Origin of the sequence: Thalassococcus lentus (assembly GCF_028023555.1) — a bacterium.
GTDB classification, from domain to species: Bacteria; Pseudomonadota; Alphaproteobacteria; order Rhodobacterales; family Rhodobacteraceae; genus Thalassococcus_A; species Thalassococcus_A lentus.
In genome coordinates, this window is the sequence record NZ_JAQIOY010000009.1 from 25,379 (window position 1) to 43,759 (window position 18,381).

At 58.8% G+C, this 18,381-nt stretch carries 17 protein-coding genes and 1 pseudogene; 5 read left to right on the top strand and 13 right to left on the bottom strand.

All coding sequences use genetic code 11. The annotated features are described in order from the left end of the window. Positions 1-98 precede the first annotated feature (98 nt). The 3 genes from PFY00_RS16805 (at position 99) to PFY00_RS16815 (ending at position 4,020) form a co-directional block, all read left to right on the top strand. Complete coding sequence (locus tag PFY00_RS16805) at positions 99-1,628, top strand: glutamate synthase-related protein (protein WP_271433753.1); 1,530 nt, start codon at positions 99-101, stop codon at positions 1,626-1,628. Positions 1,629-1,750: 122 nt separating this feature from the next. Beyond that, positions 1,751-3,571, top strand: coding sequence for a translation elongation factor 4 (lepA, locus tag PFY00_RS16810; protein ID WP_271433754.1), 1,821 nt, complete (start codon positions 1,751-1,753; stop codon positions 3,569-3,571). A 218-nt stretch (positions 3,572-3,789) separates the two neighbouring features. After that, a complete protein-coding gene (locus PFY00_RS16815) occupies positions 3,790-4,020 on the top strand; it encodes a hypothetical protein (RefSeq protein ID WP_271433755.1) in 231 nt (76 codons plus the stop codon). A gap of 42 nt (positions 4,021-4,062) precedes the next feature. Here PFY00_RS16815 and PFY00_RS16820 read toward each other — a convergent pair. Next, positions 4,063-4,305, bottom strand: a pseudogene (locus PFY00_RS16820) (IS5/IS1182 family transposase); the annotation flags it as partial. Between the two features lie 122 nt (positions 4,306-4,427). Here PFY00_RS16820 and PFY00_RS16825 point away from each other — a divergent pair. Continuing rightward, entirely contained in the window at positions 4,428-4,604 is a 177-nt protein-coding gene (locus tag PFY00_RS16825) for a CTP synthetase (protein ID WP_271433756.1), read from the top strand. Positions 4,605-4,607: 3 nt separating this feature from the next. Here PFY00_RS16825 and PFY00_RS16830 read toward each other — a convergent pair whose 3' ends face one another. The 12 genes from PFY00_RS16830 to PFY00_RS16885 all read right to left on the bottom strand — a co-directional run bounded on the left by PFY00_RS16830 (position 4,608) and on the right by PFY00_RS16885 (position 17,380). Beyond that, positions 4,608-5,255: an RluA family pseudouridine synthase gene (locus PFY00_RS16830; RefSeq protein WP_271433757.1), complete on the bottom strand. Its 648-nt coding sequence runs from the start codon at positions 5,253-5,255 to the stop codon at positions 4,608-4,610. 125 nt (positions 5,256-5,380) lie between these two features. Continuing rightward, on the bottom strand, positions 5,381-7,822 hold the full coding sequence (locus PFY00_RS16835) for a GcvT family protein (RefSeq protein WP_271433758.1): 2,442 nt from the start codon (positions 7,820-7,822) through the stop codon (positions 5,381-5,383). 110 nt (positions 7,823-7,932) lie between these two features. Further along, positions 7,933-8,853, bottom strand: a complete 921-nt coding sequence (locus PFY00_RS16840) for a homocysteine S-methyltransferase family protein (RefSeq protein ID WP_271433759.1) — start codon at positions 8,851-8,853, stop codon at positions 7,933-7,935. A gap of 85 nt (positions 8,854-8,938) precedes the next feature. Beyond that, complete coding sequence (locus PFY00_RS16845; protein ID WP_271433760.1) at positions 8,939-11,410, bottom strand: GcvT family protein; 2,472 nt, start codon at positions 11,408-11,410, stop codon at positions 8,939-8,941. An 11-nt stretch (positions 11,411-11,421) separates the two neighbouring features. Beyond that, complete coding sequence (locus tag PFY00_RS16850; RefSeq protein WP_271433761.1) at positions 11,422-12,060, bottom strand: LysE family translocator; 639 nt, start codon at positions 12,058-12,060, stop codon at positions 11,422-11,424. A gap of 3 nt (positions 12,061-12,063) precedes the next feature. Then, entirely contained in the window at positions 12,064-12,435 is a 372-nt protein-coding gene (locus PFY00_RS16855) for a GFA family protein (protein WP_271433762.1), read from the bottom strand. Then, the gene (locus PFY00_RS16860) at positions 12,432-13,058 is read right to left on the bottom strand and encodes a LysE family translocator (RefSeq protein ID WP_271433763.1); all 627 of its coding nucleotides are present in this window, start codon (positions 13,056-13,058) and stop codon (positions 12,432-12,434) included. The genes PFY00_RS16855 and PFY00_RS16860 overlap by 4 nt, the downstream gene beginning before the upstream one ends. Before the next feature lie 9 nt (positions 13,059-13,067). Next, the gene (locus tag PFY00_RS16865; RefSeq protein WP_271433764.1) at positions 13,068-13,637 is read right to left on the bottom strand and encodes a helix-turn-helix domain-containing protein; all 570 of its coding nucleotides are present in this window, start codon (positions 13,635-13,637) and stop codon (positions 13,068-13,070) included. A 193-nt stretch (positions 13,638-13,830) separates the two neighbouring features. Continuing rightward, positions 13,831-15,201 (bottom strand): glutamate--cysteine ligase, encoded by a 1,371-nt coding sequence (locus tag PFY00_RS16870; RefSeq protein WP_271433765.1) that lies wholly within the window; start codon positions 15,199-15,201, stop codon positions 13,831-13,833. A gap of 75 nt (positions 15,202-15,276) precedes the next feature. After that, positions 15,277-15,810, bottom strand: a complete 534-nt coding sequence (locus PFY00_RS16875) for a hypothetical protein (protein ID WP_271433766.1) — start codon at positions 15,808-15,810, stop codon at positions 15,277-15,279. Beyond that, positions 15,807-16,661: a GNAT family N-acetyltransferase gene (locus PFY00_RS16880; RefSeq protein WP_271433767.1), complete on the bottom strand. Its 855-nt coding sequence runs from the start codon at positions 16,659-16,661 to the stop codon at positions 15,807-15,809. Before PFY00_RS16880 ends, PFY00_RS16875 begins: the two co-directional genes overlap by 4 nt. Then, positions 16,658-17,380: a 16S rRNA (uracil(1498)-N(3))-methyltransferase gene (locus PFY00_RS16885; RefSeq protein ID WP_271433768.1), complete on the bottom strand. Its 723-nt coding sequence runs from the start codon at positions 17,378-17,380 to the stop codon at positions 16,658-16,660. Before PFY00_RS16885 ends, PFY00_RS16880 begins: the two co-directional genes overlap by 4 nt. 12 nt (positions 17,381-17,392) lie before the next feature. Here PFY00_RS16885 and ubiA point away from each other — a divergent pair, with 12 nt between their 5' ends. After that, positions 17,393-18,364: a 4-hydroxybenzoate octaprenyltransferase gene (ubiA, locus tag PFY00_RS16890; protein WP_271433769.1), complete on the top strand. Its 972-nt coding sequence runs from the start codon at positions 17,393-17,395 to the stop codon at positions 18,362-18,364. The last annotated feature ends 17 nt before the right edge of the window (positions 18,365-18,381 follow it).

The following is an 18,381-nucleotide window of genomic DNA, read 5'->3' on the forward strand; positions in this document are numbered from 1 at the left end:
ACGAGTAGCGCGGCGCTCAGCCCAACTTGTCACAATTCACCGCCCGGCAACCGCCGGGTGTGCCAAACCAAACGTCCATAGCAAGTGAGCCAGTCACCATGACAAACTCTGTCCCTATCATTGCCGCCAAAGCCCCGGCCAAAGTCACACTGGAAGAAGGCAAAGACTATTTCTGGTGTCGCTGCGGACGTTCCAAAAATCAGCCTTTTTGCGATGGCAGCCATGCCGGAACAGGCATTGAGCCACTCAAATTCACGGCTGAAAAAGACGGTGATGCCGCGCTTTGCCAGTGCAAATCGACAGCCAACGGTCCGTTTTGTGATGGCTCACACGCCCGTTTGGGAACACTTGAGGTCGGCGATGAAGCCCCCGCAGCGAAATCGGATGTGCCGACTGCAACCCCCACCCCCGAAGAACCAACAGTTGCCCGCATCCACGCGCTTGCCAAGGATGGGCTCAGCAAGCTGGGCCACCACGGCGAGATGGGGGCCATGGGCGTCCCTCGTAAAGATCTGCCCCATTGGGACGACATCCAGGTTTTGCCAGCGCAAATGGCGCGCAAACCCCTGCTCGACGATGCCGCGGTTGCGACCTCCGTCACGATCGGGCCACGGGCAGCCAAGCCACTGCAACTCGATATCCCGCTTTTTGTAACTGACATGAGCTATGGCGCCCTTTCGGAAGAAGCCAAGACAGCACTGGCCCGCGGCGCGCAGATGGCGGGCACGGGGATCTGCTCAGGTGAAGGTGGTATGCTCCCCGAGGAACAGGCCGAGAATAACCGCTATTTCTATGAGCTTGCCTCAGCGCAATTTGGCTGGGATCTGGATCACGTAACCAAGGTTCAGGCCTTTCACTTCAAAGGTGGCCAAGGCGCAAAGACCGGCACCGGCGGCCACCTGCCCGGTGACAAAGTACAAGGCAAGATCGCCGAGGTACGCGGATTGAACCCGGGCGAGTCGGCGATATCCCCTGCCACGTTCCCTGAACTGCACACACCGGCCGACTTCAAAAGGATTGCCGATGCGGTGCGCGAACGGTCCGGCGGAATCCCGATCGGCTTCAAGCTTTCGGCCAACCATATCGAAGACGATATCGATTTCGCGCTCGAAGCCAGCGCCGATTACATCATCCTGGATGGTCGCGGCGGCGGCACCGGGGCCGCACCCTTGATTTTCCGCGATCACATCTCGGTGCCTACGATCCCGGCCCTGGCGCGGGCACGCAAACACCTCGACGCCAAAACCGGGCGCGAAGTGACATTGGTAATCACTGGCGGCCTGCGTGTTGCCGAAGATTTCGCCAAGGCCATGGCTCTGGGCGCCGATGCCGTGGCGGTCAGCAATTCGGCCATGCAGGCAGTGGGCTGTATCGCAGCACGGATGTGCAACTCCAACAATTGCCCTGTCGGGGTGGCCACGCAAAAACCAGAGCTGCGCAAACGTCTGGATGTCCAAGTCGGCGCTGAGAAACTGGCACGTTACTTTGGGGCAAGCGTGGAGCTGATGCAGGTGCTGGCGCGCGCCTGCGGCCATGACAGCCTGTCAGGCATGACGCAGCGCGACATCACCACATGGAAACGCGAACTCGCCGATCTCAGCGGCATTCGCTTTGCCGGGGTTTCCTGAGCGCCCGACTGCTGACACAGCAAGCATAACCCCAAGGCGCCCGCGCCTTGGGGAACACGGCACGGTTTGGTCGCGCTTTGACACCTTGACCAAACCCGGTTTCCGCCGCATATCCCAACCTCATGAGCACACCTCTTTCGCAGATCCGCAATTTCTCGATCGTCGCGCATATCGACCACGGGAAATCCACCCTCGCTGACCGGCTGATCCAGCTGACCAATACCGTTGCCGAACGGGATATGAAGGCGCAGTTGCTGGACGCGATGGATATCGAACGCGAACGCGGTATCACCATCAAGGCGAACACAGTCCGTATCGACTACACCGCCAAGGATGGACTGCACTATGTGCTGAACCTGATCGACACACCCGGGCACGTGGACTTTGCCTATGAGGTCTCCCGCTCCATGCGTGCGGTCGAAGGATCTTTGCTGGTTGTGGACGCGACGCAGGGCGTAGAAGCGCAGACCCTTGCCAATGTCTATACGGCCATCGACGCGGACCACGAAATCGTACCCGTCCTAAACAAGATCGACCTGCCGGCAGCAGAACCGGATCGGGTCAAGGAACAGATCGAAGATGTGATTGGCATCGAGGCGCACGACGCCATTGAGATCAGCGCCAAAACAGGCCTCGGTATCCCAGATGTGCTCGAAGCCATTGTCACCCGCCTGCCCTCTCCCGAGGGCGGTGATCCCGATGCGCCGCTCAAGGCGATGCTTGTGGACAGCTGGTACGACCCCTATCTCGGCGTCGTTGTTCTGATCCGCGTGATGGATGGCACCATCCGCAAGGGCGACCAGATCAAGATGATGCAAACGGGTGCCAAATATGGCGTCGACAAACTGGGTGTGTTCCGCCCGGCCATGGAAGACGTCAAATCACTCGGCCCCGGCGAGATCGGCTTTTTCACCGGTTCGATCAAACAGGTTCGCGACACCAAGGTCGGCGACACCATCACCACCGAAAAGAAAGGCTGTGAAGACCCGCTTCCGGGCTTCAAACCTTCGGTGCCGGTCGTGTTCTGTGGTCTGTTCCCCGTCGACAGCTCGGAATTCGAAGACCTGCGCGATGCGATTGAAAAGCTGGCCCTGAACGATGCGTCCTTCAGCTATGAGATGGAAACCTCGGCCGCGCTTGGATTTGGCTTCCGCTGCGGATTCCTTGGTCTGCTGCATCTTGAGGTGATCCGCGATCGGATCGAACGTGAATACGGTATTGAGCTGATCACAACCGCGCCGTCGGTGGTGTATCATGTCTACATGAAAGCCAAGGATGGCGCCGATCTGGAATTGATCGAGTTGCACAACCCCGCCGATATGCCGGACCCATCCAAGGTCGATCACATCGAAGAACCACGGATCAAGGCAACCATCCTTGTTCCCGACGAATACCTCGGCGATGTGCTGAAACTTTGCCAGGACCGCCGCGGCATCCAGCTTGACCTGACCTATGCAGGTCCGCGGGCCATGGTGGTTTATGATCTGCCCTTGAACGAAGTCGTTTTTGACTTCTACGACCGTCTGAAATCGGTGACCAAGGGATACGCCTCCTTTGACTACCAGATGGAAGGCTACCGCGAAGACAATCTCGTCAAGATGCAAGTGTTGGTCAACGACGAGCCGGTTGATGCGCTGTCGATGATGGTCCACCGCGACCGTGCAGAACAGCGCGGACGGGCGATGTGCGAAAAACTCAAGGACCTGATCCCACGCCACATGTTCAAGATCCCGATTCAGGCCGCCATCGGCGGCAAGGTGATCGCACGCGAGACCCTTTCGGCTTTGCGCAAGGACGTAACGGCCAAGTGCTACGGCGGCGACGCGACACGAAAGAAGAAGCTTCTGGAAAAGCAGAAAGCCGGTAAGAAGAAAATGCGCCAGTTCGGGAAAGTCGACATCCCGCAAGAGGCGTTTATTTCAGCGCTGAAGATGGACAGCTGAAAGCTTTTCAATTGGAAGCCCCGTAAGCGGATTCTACGAAACAGGTTCCGCGGGTTCATTCGGGTTGTGAACCAAACTGCTATGCCGAAATCTATGGGTCGCTGTCCTAGATTCGGAGGGTAGAAACGTAAAAATCAACTCAGGGCAGCTGGGCCGGGGAATACCGGTGTATTCTCACACCTCCGTTTGTGCGGTGATACCCGACGCCGTATAGTCCCGTGCAACGTGATAAATGCGAAGGTGCGGAAGTGTTTGAAGGAATTTTACAGTATTTGCGTTTTGTTGTCGGAGTTCAAAGGCGCTTTCTCAAATTCTGGTTGCTGTTGGTTCCTATATTTTTTGGCGCCTTTCTTTTGATGGCTACAGTATTGTATTTTCAGGACAATTTATCCTACCAAACCTACGATTCTAACGGAAATCTTATTGGCGAAGGAAATTTCAAGAAATGAACGAAGCGGTTTGCCCGGCTGACATGAGGTCAGGGCCCATGGCCAAAAGGCGACCGTTGCTAAGAGTTTGATAGCTACCAGGAAGAGCTTTCGTATCAGGGTAGCCAAGAACCGCCAATCCTTGAGCTTGCCGAACATGATCTCAGTGCGATTGCGTCGTCAATTTCGGCGCTTGTCGTGTTTCGCAGGCTTTTTGCGCAGCTTTCGATCAAGGATGCATGCGCGTTTCCTTTTGCCTTTCAAATCTTCTCGGAACCACTCGGCGTTATAGCCAAATTCCTCTAGGGTAAGGACCCATTGATTTCAGCACTCTGTTGGAAAAGCACCACAAAACCTTGCTCCAGATCAAAGATTAACACATTCCAACCTCCTAATGTCTGCGCGACTCATACAAACAGGAGGCATCCATGCTGCCGCTTTTTCTTCTCGTTCATATCTTTGTCGGATCGACCATCGCCGGCTCTGCGGTGATCGCGGCTCTGACGCTCGGGTATGATACGTTAGCCCCAATCATCATCGCGGCAGCACTGGGGTTTGTGATCAGCTTTCCGGCGTCTTGGCTCGTGGCAAAACAGATCGCCTGAAGATCAGAACGGCGGCTTGGCGCGAAAACGCATGCCGCGCCCGTTTTCCGGGTGGTTCACACGCAGCTCTTCAGCGTGCAGCATCATGCGTGGGTAATGCGCGGCTGTTTCAGGCGCATAGAACGGATCTCCGAGGATCGGGTGGCCCAGCGCCAGCATATGCACCCGCAACTGATGACTGCGGCCAGTCTGTGGAAACAGCCGGACCCGCGTTTCTTCGTCCGAGCTGCGGACAACCTTCCAATCGGTGATCGAAGGCTTGCCTGTCTCATGGCACACCATCTGGCGTGGGCGGTTTGGCCAGTCTACGATCAGTGGCAGGTCTACCGTGCCGGTCTTTGGCTCCAGCCGTCCGGCCACGCGCGCCAGATAGGTTTTCTTGACCTTGCGCGCCTCGAACTGTTGTCCCAACTGCTTTTGCGCATGCGCGGTTAGTGCAAAGATCATGACCCCAGATGTGTCCCGGTCCAACCGGTGGACCAGCCGGGCCGTCGGGAAAGCCTGCTCAAGGCGCGTCAAAAGGCAATCCGCCAGATCCTCGCCTTTGCCGGGAACCGACAACAACCCGGCGGGCTTATCGACCACCAACAGGTCACTGTCTTCGTGCAAAACGGGGATGTCGCCTTTGGGCGGATTGTAGGCATCGCTCATCCGGTTGCTTTGTCACTTGCCCGTGCAAAAAGCAACCCGCGCCCCAAAGCCTGTCTGCCTGCGATGGTCCGAATGTCTCTTGGTTGGCTGGAGGGCACCCCCCCAGCCATGACAGGCCCCATAGATCAGACCTTCACGCGATCCGACTTGGGGTCGTACAGCGGCTTCAACGAAGCCTCGGCAGAAACCTTTGTGCCGGCGACGTCGATTTCATAGGCAGAGGCCAGAACCTGTTCAACACTTTCGCCTGCGCAGGGCACATAGCCCAGCCCCACGGCCCCGCCCAAATGGTGCCCGTAAGCACCCGAGCTAAGATACCCGACAATCTCACCGTCCCGCAGGATCGGCTCATTGTGATAGAGCAGCGGCTCGGGGTCATTCAGCAGGAATTGCACCATACGGGTCTGCAAACCGGTTTCCCGCTTCTTCAAGACCGCATCGCGGCCAATGAAATCCGGTTTGGCCGTTTTGACCGCAAAGCCAAGTCCGGCCTCGAGAACATGGTCTTCGCAAGTGATATCATGACCGAAATGCCGAAAGCCCTTTTCGATCCGGCATGTGTCCATCATGTGCATTCCGCAAAGCTTCAGCCCAAAGCTGGCGCCCGCCTCGTGCAGCACCTCGAAGACATGCGCGGCCATGTCGGCACTGACATAGATTTCCCAACCCAGCTCTCCAACATAGGACACCCGGTGCACACGTGCTTGCGCCATGCCGATTTCGACGACCTGCGCCGTGCCAAAGGGATTGGCGGCGTTGGAGAAATCGGCAGGCGAGACCGCCTGCAACACATCCCGTGCGCGCGGCCCCATGACAGCCAGGACGCCTTCGGACGCCGTTACATCCGTGATGATAACCATCCGGTCGCCAAGATGGCGGCGCATCCAGGTTTCATCGGCCAGTCGCGTGGCGGCCGGCGTGACGACCAGATAGGCCAGCTCTGACAAGCGCGTCACGGTGACATCCGCCTCGATGCCGCCCGATGTATTCAGGAACTGCGTGTATACGATCTTACCGACCGGAACTGACAGATCCGCCCCGCAAATATGGTTCAAAAACGCCTCGGCATCGGGGCCTTCGACCCGGAGTTTCCCAAACGAAGACATGTCGTACATGCCCACGTCATTTCGGATCGCGTGGTGCTCCTGCGCGACATTTTCAAAGAAGTTCTGCCGCTGCCAGCTGTATTGGTATTCCGCATCCTGACCTGCGTTCGCAAACCAGTTTGCCCGCTCCCAGCCTGCGAGTTCACCAAAGACCGCGCCATTTTGCGCCAGATGTGTATGGAACGGCGTACGCCGGACCCCGCGCGCCGTGGCCTTTTGCCGATACGGGAAGTGATCCGCGTAGAGCAGCCCCAGTGTTTCGGTACTGCGGTCCATCAGGTAGGACTTGTTGGACTGGAAAGGCTGCATGCGCGCGATATCCACATCACCCAGATCAAACGGGCGCGCGCCATCTTCCATCCACTGCGCCAGCGCCATACCCGCACCACCTGCGGATTGGATACCAACCGAATTGAACCCGGCCGCGACCCAGACGTTATCCATCTCAGGGCACTGGCCCAAATGGTAGGCATCGTCCGGCGTAAAGCTTTCAGGACCATTGAAGAACGTATGAATACCCGCCTCTGCCAACATCGGCATCCGGTTTACGGCGGCCTCGAGTATTGGCTCAAAATGATCAAAGTCCTCGGGCAACTGATCAAACTCGAAGTCACCCGGAATAGGCCCCCAGGGTTTCGAGACCGGCTCGAAAGCGCCAAGCATGATCTTGCCTGCATCTTCCTTGTAGTAGGCGCATTCATCCGGCACGCGCAGGACCGGCAATTGTTCCAGCCCTGCAATCGGCTCGGAGACAATGTAGAAATGCTCACAGGCCTGAAGCGGCACTGACGTGCCGAGCATTGCTCCCACATCCCGGCCCCACATTCCGGCGCAATTTATCACGGCCTCGCAGGCTATGCTGCCTTGCTCGCCGTTGGCCGATTGGTAGTTCACCGCAGTGATGCGCCGCCCTGTGCGCTGGACACCTGTCACGGCGGTGTATTCCGCCACCACCGCGCCTTTCTGGCGCGCGCCTTTGGCCAGAGCCCGCGCAATATTGCCCGGATCGCCCTGACCATCCTTTGGTAAGTAAACACCGCCGATTACATCGTCGATGTTCAAGTGCGGGTACTTCGCGCTGATCTCATCACGGCCAATCTCATCGATCTCGACCCCGAAAGCACGCGCCATCGCCGCCGAGCGCCGCAACTCTTCATCTCTCTCTTCGGTCAGGGCAACGGTGATCGAGCCGACCCGCTTGAACCCTGTGGCCATTCCCGTTTCTTCTTCGAGCTGGCCATAGAGCTCCTGGCTGTATTTCGCGAGCTTGGTCATGTTGGCCGTAGCCCGCAGTTGTGCGATCAGCCCTGCCGCATGCCATGTCGTTCCGGACGTCAGCTGTTTGCGTTCCAGAAGAACGACATCCTTCCAACCCAATTTGGTCAGATGATACGCAACAGAACAGCCAATGACGCCACCTCCAATGATAACGGCGCGGGCTTTGGTCGGCAGATTGGTCATTCGCGGTCTCCTTCAAGAGCGAGCTGTTTCGGATTGCTTTGCAATCCGACCGGTTGAGGGGCTCTGCCCCTCAAACACCCCGGGATATTTCAGGCACAAAGAAACATGGTTCAGACGATGGCGTACCCGGATGCGCGCAGCCGGGATGCGATTTCAGCGATATGGGCCGGCCCTGTTTCGCAACAGCCGCCAACAATGGTTGCCCCCATTTCAACCCAGTTCATGGCATGGTCCGCATAGGTTTGCGGGGTCATATCCTCGCGCGCCTGCAGATCAGCCGCGGTTGTGCCGCCTTCAAGAAAGTTTTTCGTGATCATCGTGAAGGCATTGCCGTAAGCGCCAATGGGACGTCCGGTTTTTGAAAGGGCATCCAGCGCGGCGGGCATCGCTTCGGGCGCAGAGCAGTTTGCCAGAACAGCGTCCGCATCTGCCGCGATTATTGCAGCCTCCGAAACCGGCTCACCTGATCGCAAAAAGCTGCCATCCTCGTCATCCACCGTGAAAGCCAGCCAAACCGGACGATCGGTCTGGCGACCGGCTTCGAGGCAGGCGCGTGCGGCATCAAGCGATGCGATGGTTTCAAAGAGCAAGAGATCCACCTGCGGCGCCAGAATTTTTGCAACTTCGGCGTAGAGCGGCTTTGCAGCATTAAAACCGGGGTGAATGTCGGATCGGTAGCTGGCGCCAAGCGGCCCAACTGAGCCTGCAACGCGCGAGCGGTTTTTCACAGACTGGGCTTCGGCCAGTGCCGCGCCGTGCAGCGCCTCGAATTGATGTTCGCGATCCGGCATCTGCTGACCTTCGGACGCGTAGTGATTGCTGTCGCCGCCGCGCAGCCGGTCTCGGTGAATGGCATAGCTGTTGGTGGTCGCGACCGTCGCACCAGCATCGGCGTAGTCACCGTGCACCTCGGCCACCAAACCGGGCATGTCGATCATGACCTGCGTGGACCAAAGCGGTGCCGCGGGTTTGCCGGAACGGCGGATCAGTTCCTGACCCATGCCGCCGTCAAGAAGGGTTATCTCGGTCATCTAATATCTCCTGCAACCGGGCGCATACTGCTGCGCCCGGTGCCGCTGATGTCAAATCGCGCAAGGCTTGTCACGTCGCCCGATCTCATGCACGCAACCGCTCGTTTTCCGGATCCCAAAGCGGGCGGTCTTCCTGAACAACGGCGCGGCACATCTGGCCGTAGATGTTCACCTGCAATTCGGTTCCCGGCTCGGCCAGATCGGACCGCACCATGCCAAGCGCCACCGAGGCGCCAATACGGTAGCCCCAAGCACCCGAGGTTGTCTCGCCGACAACATCATCGCCATGCCAAAGCGTCGACATATAGGGCGCATCGCAGTCACCCGCCTCGACCAGCAAGGTGACAAACCGCTTTGCACTGCCCTTTTGTTTTTCGGACAGAAGCGCTGCCTTGCCCGGGAAATCCTGTGGTTTGTCGAGTTTGACAAACCGATCCAGACCGCCCTCGAACAAGGTGTAATCGGTAGAAAGGTCCCCTTTCCAGGCGCGATAGCCTTTCTCGATCCGCAGGCTGTTGAGGGCATACATGCCAAAGGGTTTCAGACCATGGGGCTGACCCGCCTCCAACAGCATGTCATAGACAGCGGCAGTGTCCTCAATTTTGGAATGCACTTCCCAACCCAATTCACCCGCAAAGGACACGCGGACAAGCTGGACCCAAGTGTCGCCCAGTTGCGCGGATTGATGGGTCAGCCAAGGCTGCGAAAGATCAGCCTCAGTCAAACCGGCCAGAATGTCCCGCGACTTGGGCCCTGCGAGGATCTGGCAGGAAAATTCGCGGGTCACATCGGTAAGCGTAAAGCCTGCATCGGATGGCATATGCTTTTGCAGCCACTCCAGATCGTGCCATTGGGCGGTGGCGGCCGTGATCAGGAAGAAGAAATCTTCGTCCAGCCGCATGGCTGACATCTCGGTCACGATCCGACCGCGATCGTCGGCAAAGTAGAGCAGACCGATGCGGCCCACCTTGGGGATCCCGCCTGTACACAGACCACGCAGGAATTCGGCCGCGCCCTCTCCCTGCAGACGGTAGCGCGAGAAACCCGGCAGATCGAGGATGCCCGCCGCGTCGCGCACGGCTTCGCATTCTTCGCGAATACGCGGCTCCCATGGACCGGACCGGTCCCAGGTGTGCGTGCTCTCTTCGGAGGTATCGTCACCCTCTTGAGCAAACCAGTTGGCCCGTTCCCAGCCATTGTAGGCGCCCATGACACCGCCCAGCTCTTTGACGCGATCATGGGCCGGGGACAGCTTCTTGTCGCGGGCTGCGGGCCATTCGTGCCAAGGGAAATGCATGGCGTATTCGTGGCCGTAGACCTCCATGGCTTTCTTGTCGCAGTAATCCTGATCGGTGTAGTCGGTGTAACGGCGTGGATCGACGGCCCACATGTCCCATTCAGTCTGACCTTCTGTCACCCATTCGGCCAGAACCTTACCAGCGCCGCCGCCCTGCGTGATGCCAAAGGTGAACACGCAAGCCTCGTAGGCATTCGGCACGCCGGGCATGGGCCCGATCAATGGCAGGCCATCGGGCGCATAGGGGATGGGGCCGTTGATATTGCGGCCGACACCGCCTTCACCCAAGAGCGGCACGCGCGCCATGGCGTCCTCGATGTACCATTCGAGCCGGTCCAGATCGTCCGGATAAAGCTGAAAGCTGAAATCCTCGGGCATGGGATCATCCGGAGTCATCCAATGTCCTTTGCAGTTGCGCTCATAGGGGCCGAGGTTCAGACCGTATTTTTCCTGCCGCAGGTAGTAGGAGCTGTCTACGTCCCGCAGAAGCGGCAGTTTGCGATTGCCTGTGCTCTCACACCATTCCTTGATCGCCGGGATTTCTTCGGTCAGGAAATACTGGTGGGACATAGTGGCCATTGGCACGGTGCGACCGCCGTAGGGTTTGAACCACTCACCGACGCGCTGCGCATAGTATCCCGCTGCGTTGACGACCTTTTCACAGCGGATGTCACCCTTGGGCGTGTGCACGATCCATTCACCGTTTTCGCGACTGACGCCAGTCGCCGGGCAAAAACGCTCAATCTTGGCGCCGGCCATGCGAGCCCCTTTGGCCAAGGCCTGTGTCAGCTGTGCCGGGTCGATGTCACCATCATCTGGATCGTACATGCCGCCCTCCAGATCATGGGTTTCGAGGAAGGGATACATCGCCTTCATCTCATCGTTGGTCATCATGTTCAGGGTCAGCCCCTGATAATTGCCCATCGAACAGGCCCGCTCAAACTCCATCATGCGTTCTTTGGAATGCGCCAGACGGATCGACCCGGTGACATGGTAGTTCATCGGGTAGTCGACCTCATCGGCCAAGGTCCGGTACAGTTCCAGCGAATAGCGCTGCATGTTCATCACGGCCCAAGAGGTGCTGAACGACGGGCAGTTGCCAGCCGCGTGCCAGGTGGAGCCGGCTGTCAGTTCGTTTTTTTCCAACAGCACCACGTCCCAGCCCGCTTTGGCGATATGGTAGGCGCATGAGGCGCCGACGGCACCGCCGCCAATGATGACCACACGGGCCGTTGTCGGGAACGTTGCAGAATCGGACATGGCGTTTCCTTTCAAGAAAGAGCGAGACGGGCGGCAAGCCCGGCAAAGACGATCGCGCATAGGCGGTTGAGGGCGGCACCCCTTTGGCGCAGGGCCGCCGCAAAACGGCCAGCCAATGCGCCATAAGCGGCAGTGACAAAGAACCCGGTCAAGGCAAACAGCAGGCCGAGCAGAACCATCTGCTGCCAGATCGGCCCTGACATCGGGTCAGCAAACTGGGGCAGAAAGGCGAGTTGAAACAGCGCAACCTTTGGATTGAGCAGATTGGTCAAAGTCCCGCGCAGAAAGGCGCCGCGCAGTGACCAACTGACCGCCGTTTTCACATCGGTCGCACCAGTCTGCATTTGCGCTGATTGCCACGCGCGCCACGCCAGCCAGAGCAGATAGACCGCCCCCGCCCAGCGTATCACGTCATAGGCAGCAGGTTGCGCGGCCAGCACGGCCGCCAGACCAAACGCCGCAAGGCACGTATGGCACAGACTTCCCAGCGTAATTCCGGCCGCAGCGGCAACCCCGGCCGGTGCCCCACCCTGCGCGCCCGACGCCACCGCAAAGGCAACATCAGCGCCCGGGGTCAGGTTCAACAGCAGACCGGCACTCAGGAATGCACCAATCAGGACGGGATCCATATGCAACAGCGTGTCGATCATGGCTCAGGTTTCACGCTGTGGGTCATTGGGATTGATGTCGTAGTAGTCACCCTTGGTCTGCGTATGGATGTGTCCGCGCAGGCTCAGCCCGGTGGGCCCATCGATGGAGCCGGTCGAAAAACAGATGAACGGATCATCTGTGTGATCCCAGAACAGCGCCGACCCGCATGTCGGGCAAAAGCCGCGACGGGCTTTGGCAGATGACTGGTACCAACGCACCTCACCGGTGATCTCCAAACTGCCATCCGCCGTATAGGACGACGCCCAGACGTGTCCCGATTGCTTGCGGCATTGCGTACAATGGCAGGCAGCCGGGGCACCCGCGGAGCCCAGAACGCGGTAGGTAACCGCGCCGCAAAGACAGCTTCCCTTCACGACGCATCCCCTTGTGGCAAGGCGGTGGCACCCAGCGCCAATCCATAAAGAATGAAGCAGACAGCCAGCACCCGTCTGATGACGGTGTTGGCAATGGCGGACAACGCAGCACGGCCCAAAACCGTACCCAGCGCGGTGTAGCCGCAGTAACTGATCGCGGTCAAAGCCAGCGCCGTCGGCACGATAGCCCACATTTGTTCGCCAATTGGCACATCGGGTTGAACGAACTGGGAAAAGGCCGCCAGATAGCCCGCAACCGACTTGGGATTGATCGTGGCGATGGCAAAGGCGCGCGCATAGATCTGCGCCGAAGGTTGAGCATCCGCCTTGATCGGCAGCTTTGCCCGTATCCAGCCCCGAACACCGAGATAGATCAGCACGCCCGCACCGATCAGTTTGGCCACAAGAAAGGCCGTGGGCGATGCGGCGATCAAGGCCGTCACGCCCAGCGCCGAAAGGGCCAGAAACAGCGCTGCCTGTGTCAGGATTGCAGCGACACCGGCCAGACTGCGCACAAAGCCAAAAGCCATGCCATTCTGGATGCAGTTCACAGCGTTAGGCCCGGGCGTTGTGACAAAGACGGCCCAGAAAGTCGCAAAAATGATCCAAGCTTCAAAACTCATGTGCGGCCCTTAATATACTGGTGGCGCAATGACCCAGATGGCCACGGCAGGAGTGTCATAAGGGTTGATCCACTCAAAGGGCTCCCCGCGAATTCGAAAACTGTCACCCGGTCCAATCGTGAACCGCCGTGCGCCGATGATCATGTCGAGCTGGCCCGAAATCAGAAAAGCGACCTCTTGAGTCGGACGCGTCACCAGTTTGCCCAGCCTTGAATTTGGGGCGAAGGTGGAATGCACCATTTCGAAATCATCAGTCAGGTCCGGGGACAAAAGCGCCTCGACCAGTCCCGCAGATCCTGAGCCGATGGCACGATGCGCGCCCGCCCGAACCACGTAGCCATCTTCGGACGCGGGTGCCGGTGCATGCGCGAACAGGGCCGAGACCGGAACTTCGAGCAGCATCGCAATTTCACGCAGATCATTGATCGATGGCTCTGACAAATCTCGTTCGATCTGACTGAGCCAGCCAACCGATCGCCCAAGCTGATCGGCCAGATACTGAAGCGTCAGCCCTCTTGCGCGTCGCAAAGCGCGAAGGTCTGCCCCAAGTGTTTTGGATGTCTGGCTTTGATCAGTCATGGATTCGTGAAAATTTTCGCTAGAATTTCACGCTGCCACGGCGCGGTGAAAAATCAAAGCATTTTTTCACGACCTAGGTCAGATTTTTCAAACCGCGGACACCGGCACGAACGGTTGAGGGGCTCTGCCCCTCAAACACCCCGGGATATTTCGGGCACAAAGAAACCAATGACGCAGGTTCCGAACCAGTCGATCAATAGCTGAAGTCCGCGTAGATGCGATCGAGGTTTCCATCCCAATCGCCGTGATACTGCTCCAGCAATTCATCTGCCGGCACCATACCTGTCTCAAGGCTTTCCTTGAGCGCGTTCAGGAAATGCGTTTCATCGGGAACCAGCCCCCCGGCCCCCGGACAGGCGCGCGCCTTGAGCCCGGATTCCGCTATCGCCACCGCCTCGCGGGCAATGTCATGCATCCGGACGCCGTTGACCTCGGCCTGCAGGCCATCGACCGAGGCTGCAACCCGCAGCGCCTCGCGGGTTTCGGCATCCCAGTTCCGGACCAGATCCCAAGCCGCATCCAGAGCGGACTGGTCATAAGTCAGGCCAACCCAAAATGCAGGCAAAGCACAAAGCCGCCGCCAAGGCCCCCCGTCGGCACCACGCATTTCGATGAACTTTTTCACCCGTGCTTCCGGGAAGACCGTAGTGAGATGATCGGCCCAGTCTGACAAGGTGGGCGTTTCGCCCGGCAAGGCGGGCAATTCGCCCTTGAGGAAATCACGGAAAGACATGCCCAGCGCGTTGATGTACTGGCCATCACGGTAGACAAAATACATCGGAACATCGAGCGCGTATTGCACCCAGGCCTCGAAACCGAACCCTTCGTCAAATACAAATGGCAACATGCCGGTGCGCGCATCATCAAGGTGGCGCCAAACCCGGCTGCGCCAGCTTTTGTGGCCATTGGGTTTGCCTTCAAAGAAGGGTGAATTCGCAAAGAGAGCGGTTGCCACCGGCTGCAGGGCCAGTGCCACGCGCATCTTTTGAACCATGTCTGCCTCGGATGAAAAATCGAGGTTGACCTGAACTGTGCAGGTGCGGCGCATCATGGTGGTGCCGGACGTGCCGACTTTCTGCATGTAGCCGTCCATCAGCTTGTACCGGCCCTTGGGCATCAACGGCATGTCTTCGTGTGACCAGATCGGAGCCGCCCCCAACCCGATCCATCCAACGCCGATTTCATCCGAGATGGTTTTGACATCCGCCAGATGCGCATTCACTTCGTCGCAGGTCTGATGGATCGTCTCGAGAGGCGCGCCGGACAATTCCAGCTGGCCACCGGGTTCCAGACTGACATTGGCACCGTCCTTTTCAAGGCCGATCAGCTTGCCCGCCTCTTCGACAGGCGCCCAGCCGTGACGATCACGCAGGCCTTCCAGAACGGCCAGAATCGAACGCCCGCCCTCATAGGGCAGCGGTTTCCGAGTGTCCTTGCAATAGCCGAATTTCTCGTGCTCGGTGCCAATGCGCCAGTCTTGGCGCGGTTTGCAGCCTTCAGCCAAGTATTCAGCCAGTTGTTCGTGCCGTTCGATCGGCCCGCCGCCGGATTGAGGTATGGACATGGGGCTGCTCCGTCAGGTCACAGGATTGAGGCGTCGTGCCACTGGCCCAAGGCATGGTGACAAATGGCGCAGGTGTCAATGCAGCCGGGTTGGCTTGCCTATGCTTTGGTGCACATCCGATGCGCGCCAAATCACAACGGGACCAGCAGGCAGTTGGCTCATCTGGCGCAGCATGTATTCGGTGCGGATCCCGGGAAGGCTCGCGAAAGCATCGAACAACGCATCGCCCCCGGCAGCGCCCAGCGGTATGGCCAAAGCGGGCTGGCCCGGTTGTTGCAAAAGCCAATGGGGCGGTTCCGCGGTTGGATCCAGCGTAAGCGCCGACAGACTCTTGATGTCCGCGACGCCGCCGGTAAGCGGGCCAAAATAGGTGATGCGCCCTTCGACGACCTGCACCATGCCCGGCCCCGCCTGACCGGACCGAAACCTCGCCCTTTGAAATCCGGCAACGACCAGAATGCCGCCAATACCGATCAGCCCGTAGCCAATCCAATGCAGCAATCCACCACCGGTGAAAAACGCCCAATAAGCGCCCAGCAGAATAAGACCGGCGCCAATGATTGCCTCGCGCCAGCGCGCGAGCTGGGCCTGTGCTTCGGGTCGGATCATGCGGGAACCCCCAAGGTTACAGGCTGGGACAATAGCGCAACCCGGTAGGCACCAATCGGCTGAAACCCGATCCTTTTATAAGCGCTGGCAGCTACATCTGAGGCCGCAAACAGGATCGCCATTTCGTAGCCCTGGCTGGCGAGACTTGCCAAATGCCCGGCCACGACTGCGCCCGCAAACCCCTGCCCTCTGCGTTCACGAGGCACAAAGACACCGCCGACCTGAACAGCCCGCCCGGCCATCGCATTCAGGCCGGACAGCGCCACGGGGTCAGGACCATCGAGCAGGACAACGGATGTTCCTTTGGACAGGATCCCGTTCACATGCGCGGTGACGACGGAGGGGTCGACCGGGTCCACAGCCAGACCGCTGTCAGTCAAATACTGGGGAATCCATTCGCTCAGCAACGCAGCATCTTGCTCGGTCACAGCGCGAATTCGGGCGTCACAGGCATCCAACGCGGCGATTTCACATGAAAACAGCGGCTGGTCGGCGTTTATTTGCCAATCCGCGCCGTCAAGCGGCAAGGCGTCAAGAAACAGTGCAACCTGATCGGCGTCGCCGGTCATGCCGTTCAAGGTGAAACCCTGAAGGGCATAGGCCCAGGCCTCTGCCTCAATCTTGGTCAATCCAGGCATTTGGCACATCAGCATCCCGCCATTTGTTGCGCCCAGAACCGCCGCGATGCCGTCGCCGTTTTCACGCAGAAAATAGGTGGTTCCGTGTTGGTGATCCGTATTGCCGATCCCATGCGCCATAAGATTGCTCTGCAAAAACATCGAACTTTCGATGTGCGCGTCAAAGAACGCGCTCAGCGCAGGAATGTCAGCGTCGGTGGCTTTTCGGATCATATCCAATCCCCTTGCGCGGCCTGCCAAAGGGTCAATGCCGATACCGCAGCAGTGTCAGCCCTCAAGATCCGCGGCCCAAGCCCAATGGTTTTTGTGAACGGGCAAGACCGCAACTGATCGCGTTCGCTGGGGGAAAACCCGCCTTCCGGACCAATGAGCAGAGCAGCCGGGGCCGGTGGGTAAAGACGGCTGGCATCAACAGATCCGGCCTCAGCCTCGTCACAAAAGATCAGTGTGCGATCCGGGTTCCATCCGGACAGGAGTTGTGCAAGCGGTACAATCGGATCAACGGTGGGCACATAGGTTGCGCCGCACTGTTCAGCCGCTTCGGTCGCATGGGCTTGCATTCGATCACGGCGTCCCTGCCCTGCATTTGTGTACTGCGTTTGCACAGGCAAGATGCGCCGCGCGCCCAGTTCCACCGCTTTTTCAATGACAAAGTCTGTGCGCGCCTTTTTGATCGGCGCAAAACACAGCCAGATATCGGGCGGCATTTGCAAAGCTGCGCTTTGAAACGTGCATAGCAACACTCCGCCCTTTTTGGCGGCCTCGGCAATATCAGCCTGCCATTCACCATCGCGTCCATTGATCAAGGCAACGGCATCCCCGACGGCAAGACGCATGACGCCAAAAAGATAATGGGCCTGCTCCCGCGTCAGCGGGACCGGTTGTCCCTCACCCAAAGGGTGATCTACATAGAGGCGGACCTTTGCTTTCATGGATACCTACATATGACCGAGCGCGATGACACGCCAGAGCAAGAGGCCGGAATGGTGGCAGATGCCGTCAAAGGCAACTGGGTCGACACGCTCGCCCCGGAATGGACGCGACCTTATCTTCGACTGAGCCGCGCAGACCGTCCGATCGGGACATGGCTGCTGTTGCTCCCGTGCTGGTGGGGCTTGCTGCTGTCCATGGTCAACAACGGACAGGTCGGCTGGTTTGACGCGTGGATTTTTGTCGGCTGCGGCATTGGCGCTTTTTTGATGCGCGGCGCAGGGTGTACCTGGAATGATATCACCGACCGCGAGTTTGATGGATCCGTTGCGCGCACTGCGTCGCGCCCCATTCCTTCCGGTCAGGTCACTGTCAAACAGGCCCTGGTCTGGGCCGCCATCCAATGCCTGATCTCGCTTTGTATTCTGATCACGTTCCCGCCGATGGCGATTGCGCTCGGTGTAATCGCTTTGGTTCCTGTTGCGATCTATCCCTTTGCCAAACGGTTCACATGGTGGCCGCAGGCCTTCTTGGGGATCGCCTTCAACTGGGGTGCGCTGCTGGCGTGGACCGCACATTCGGGGCGGCTCGAAGCGCCTGCGGTGGTCCTCTATCTGGCAGGCATGGCTTGGACGCTCTTCTACGACACGATCTACGCCCATCAGGACAAAGAGGACGACGCCCTGATCGGCGTCAAAAGCACCGCGCGCCTGTTTGGCGACAAAGACACTCCGAAGTGGTTGGCCCGGTTCCTGGTCGCGACTGTGGCCATCATGGGAATCGCTATCGTTGCTGCCGCGCCAGACGGCGAAATCTTGCAGATGGTGGTTTTGTTGTGCGGGCCTTGGGCCATGGGCTGGCATATGCTCTGGCAACTGCGCCGCCTTAAACTTGATGACACCGACAGGCTGCTTTCACTGTTCCGATCCAACCGCGACGCAGGCCTGATTCCTGTGCTGTTTTTCGCCGCAGCGCTTTTCGCTTGATTGCACCCACGTCAAAG

Bases quoted from the DNA above. Each gene is read 5' to 3' on its own strand.
- PFY00_RS16880 (WP_271433767.1), bottom strand. From the start codon at position 16,661: ATGATCCGAAAAGCCACCGACGCTGACATTCCTGCGCTGAGCGCGTTC.
- PFY00_RS16865 (WP_271433764.1), bottom strand. From the start codon at position 13,637: ATGACTGATCAAAGCCAGACATCCAAAACACTTGGGGCAGACCTTCGC.
- ubiA (WP_271433769.1), top strand. From the start codon at position 17,393: ATGACCGAGCGCGATGACACGCCAGAGCAAGAGGCCGGAATGGTGGCA.
- PFY00_RS16875 (WP_271433766.1), bottom strand. From the start codon at position 15,810: ATGATCCGACCCGAAGCACAGGCCCAGCTCGCGCGCTGGCGCGAGGCA.
- PFY00_RS16885 (WP_271433768.1), bottom strand. From the start codon at position 17,380: ATGAAAGCAAAGGTCCGCCTCTATGTAGATCACCCTTTGGGTGAGGGA.
- PFY00_RS16860 (WP_271433763.1), bottom strand. From the start codon at position 13,058: ATGAGTTTTGAAGCTTGGATCATTTTTGCGACTTTCTGGGCCGTCTTT.
- PFY00_RS16805 (WP_271433753.1), top strand. From the start codon at position 99: ATGACAAACTCTGTCCCTATCATTGCCGCCAAAGCCCCGGCCAAAGTC.
- lepA (WP_271433754.1), top strand. From the start codon at position 1,751: ATGAGCACACCTCTTTCGCAGATCCGCAATTTCTCGATCGTCGCGCAT.
- PFY00_RS16840 (WP_271433759.1), bottom strand. From the start codon at position 8,853: ATGACCGAGATAACCCTTCTTGACGGCGGCATGGGTCAGGAACTGATC.
- PFY00_RS16870 (WP_271433765.1), bottom strand. From the start codon at position 15,201: ATGTCCATACCTCAATCCGGCGGCGGGCCGATCGAACGGCACGAACAA.
- PFY00_RS16835 (WP_271433758.1), bottom strand. From the start codon at position 7,822: ATGACCAATCTGCCGACCAAAGCCCGCGCCGTTATCATTGGAGGTGGC.
- PFY00_RS16830 (WP_271433757.1), bottom strand. From the start codon at position 5,255: ATGAGCGATGCCTACAATCCGCCCAAAGGCGACATCCCCGTTTTGCAC.
- PFY00_RS16850 (WP_271433761.1), bottom strand. From the start codon at position 12,060: ATGATCGACACGCTGTTGCATATGGATCCCGTCCTGATTGGTGCATTC.
- PFY00_RS16825 (WP_271433756.1), top strand. From the start codon at position 4,428: ATGCTGCCGCTTTTTCTTCTCGTTCATATCTTTGTCGGATCGACCATC.
- PFY00_RS16845 (WP_271433760.1), bottom strand. From the start codon at position 11,410: ATGTCCGATTCTGCAACGTTCCCGACAACGGCCCGTGTGGTCATCATT.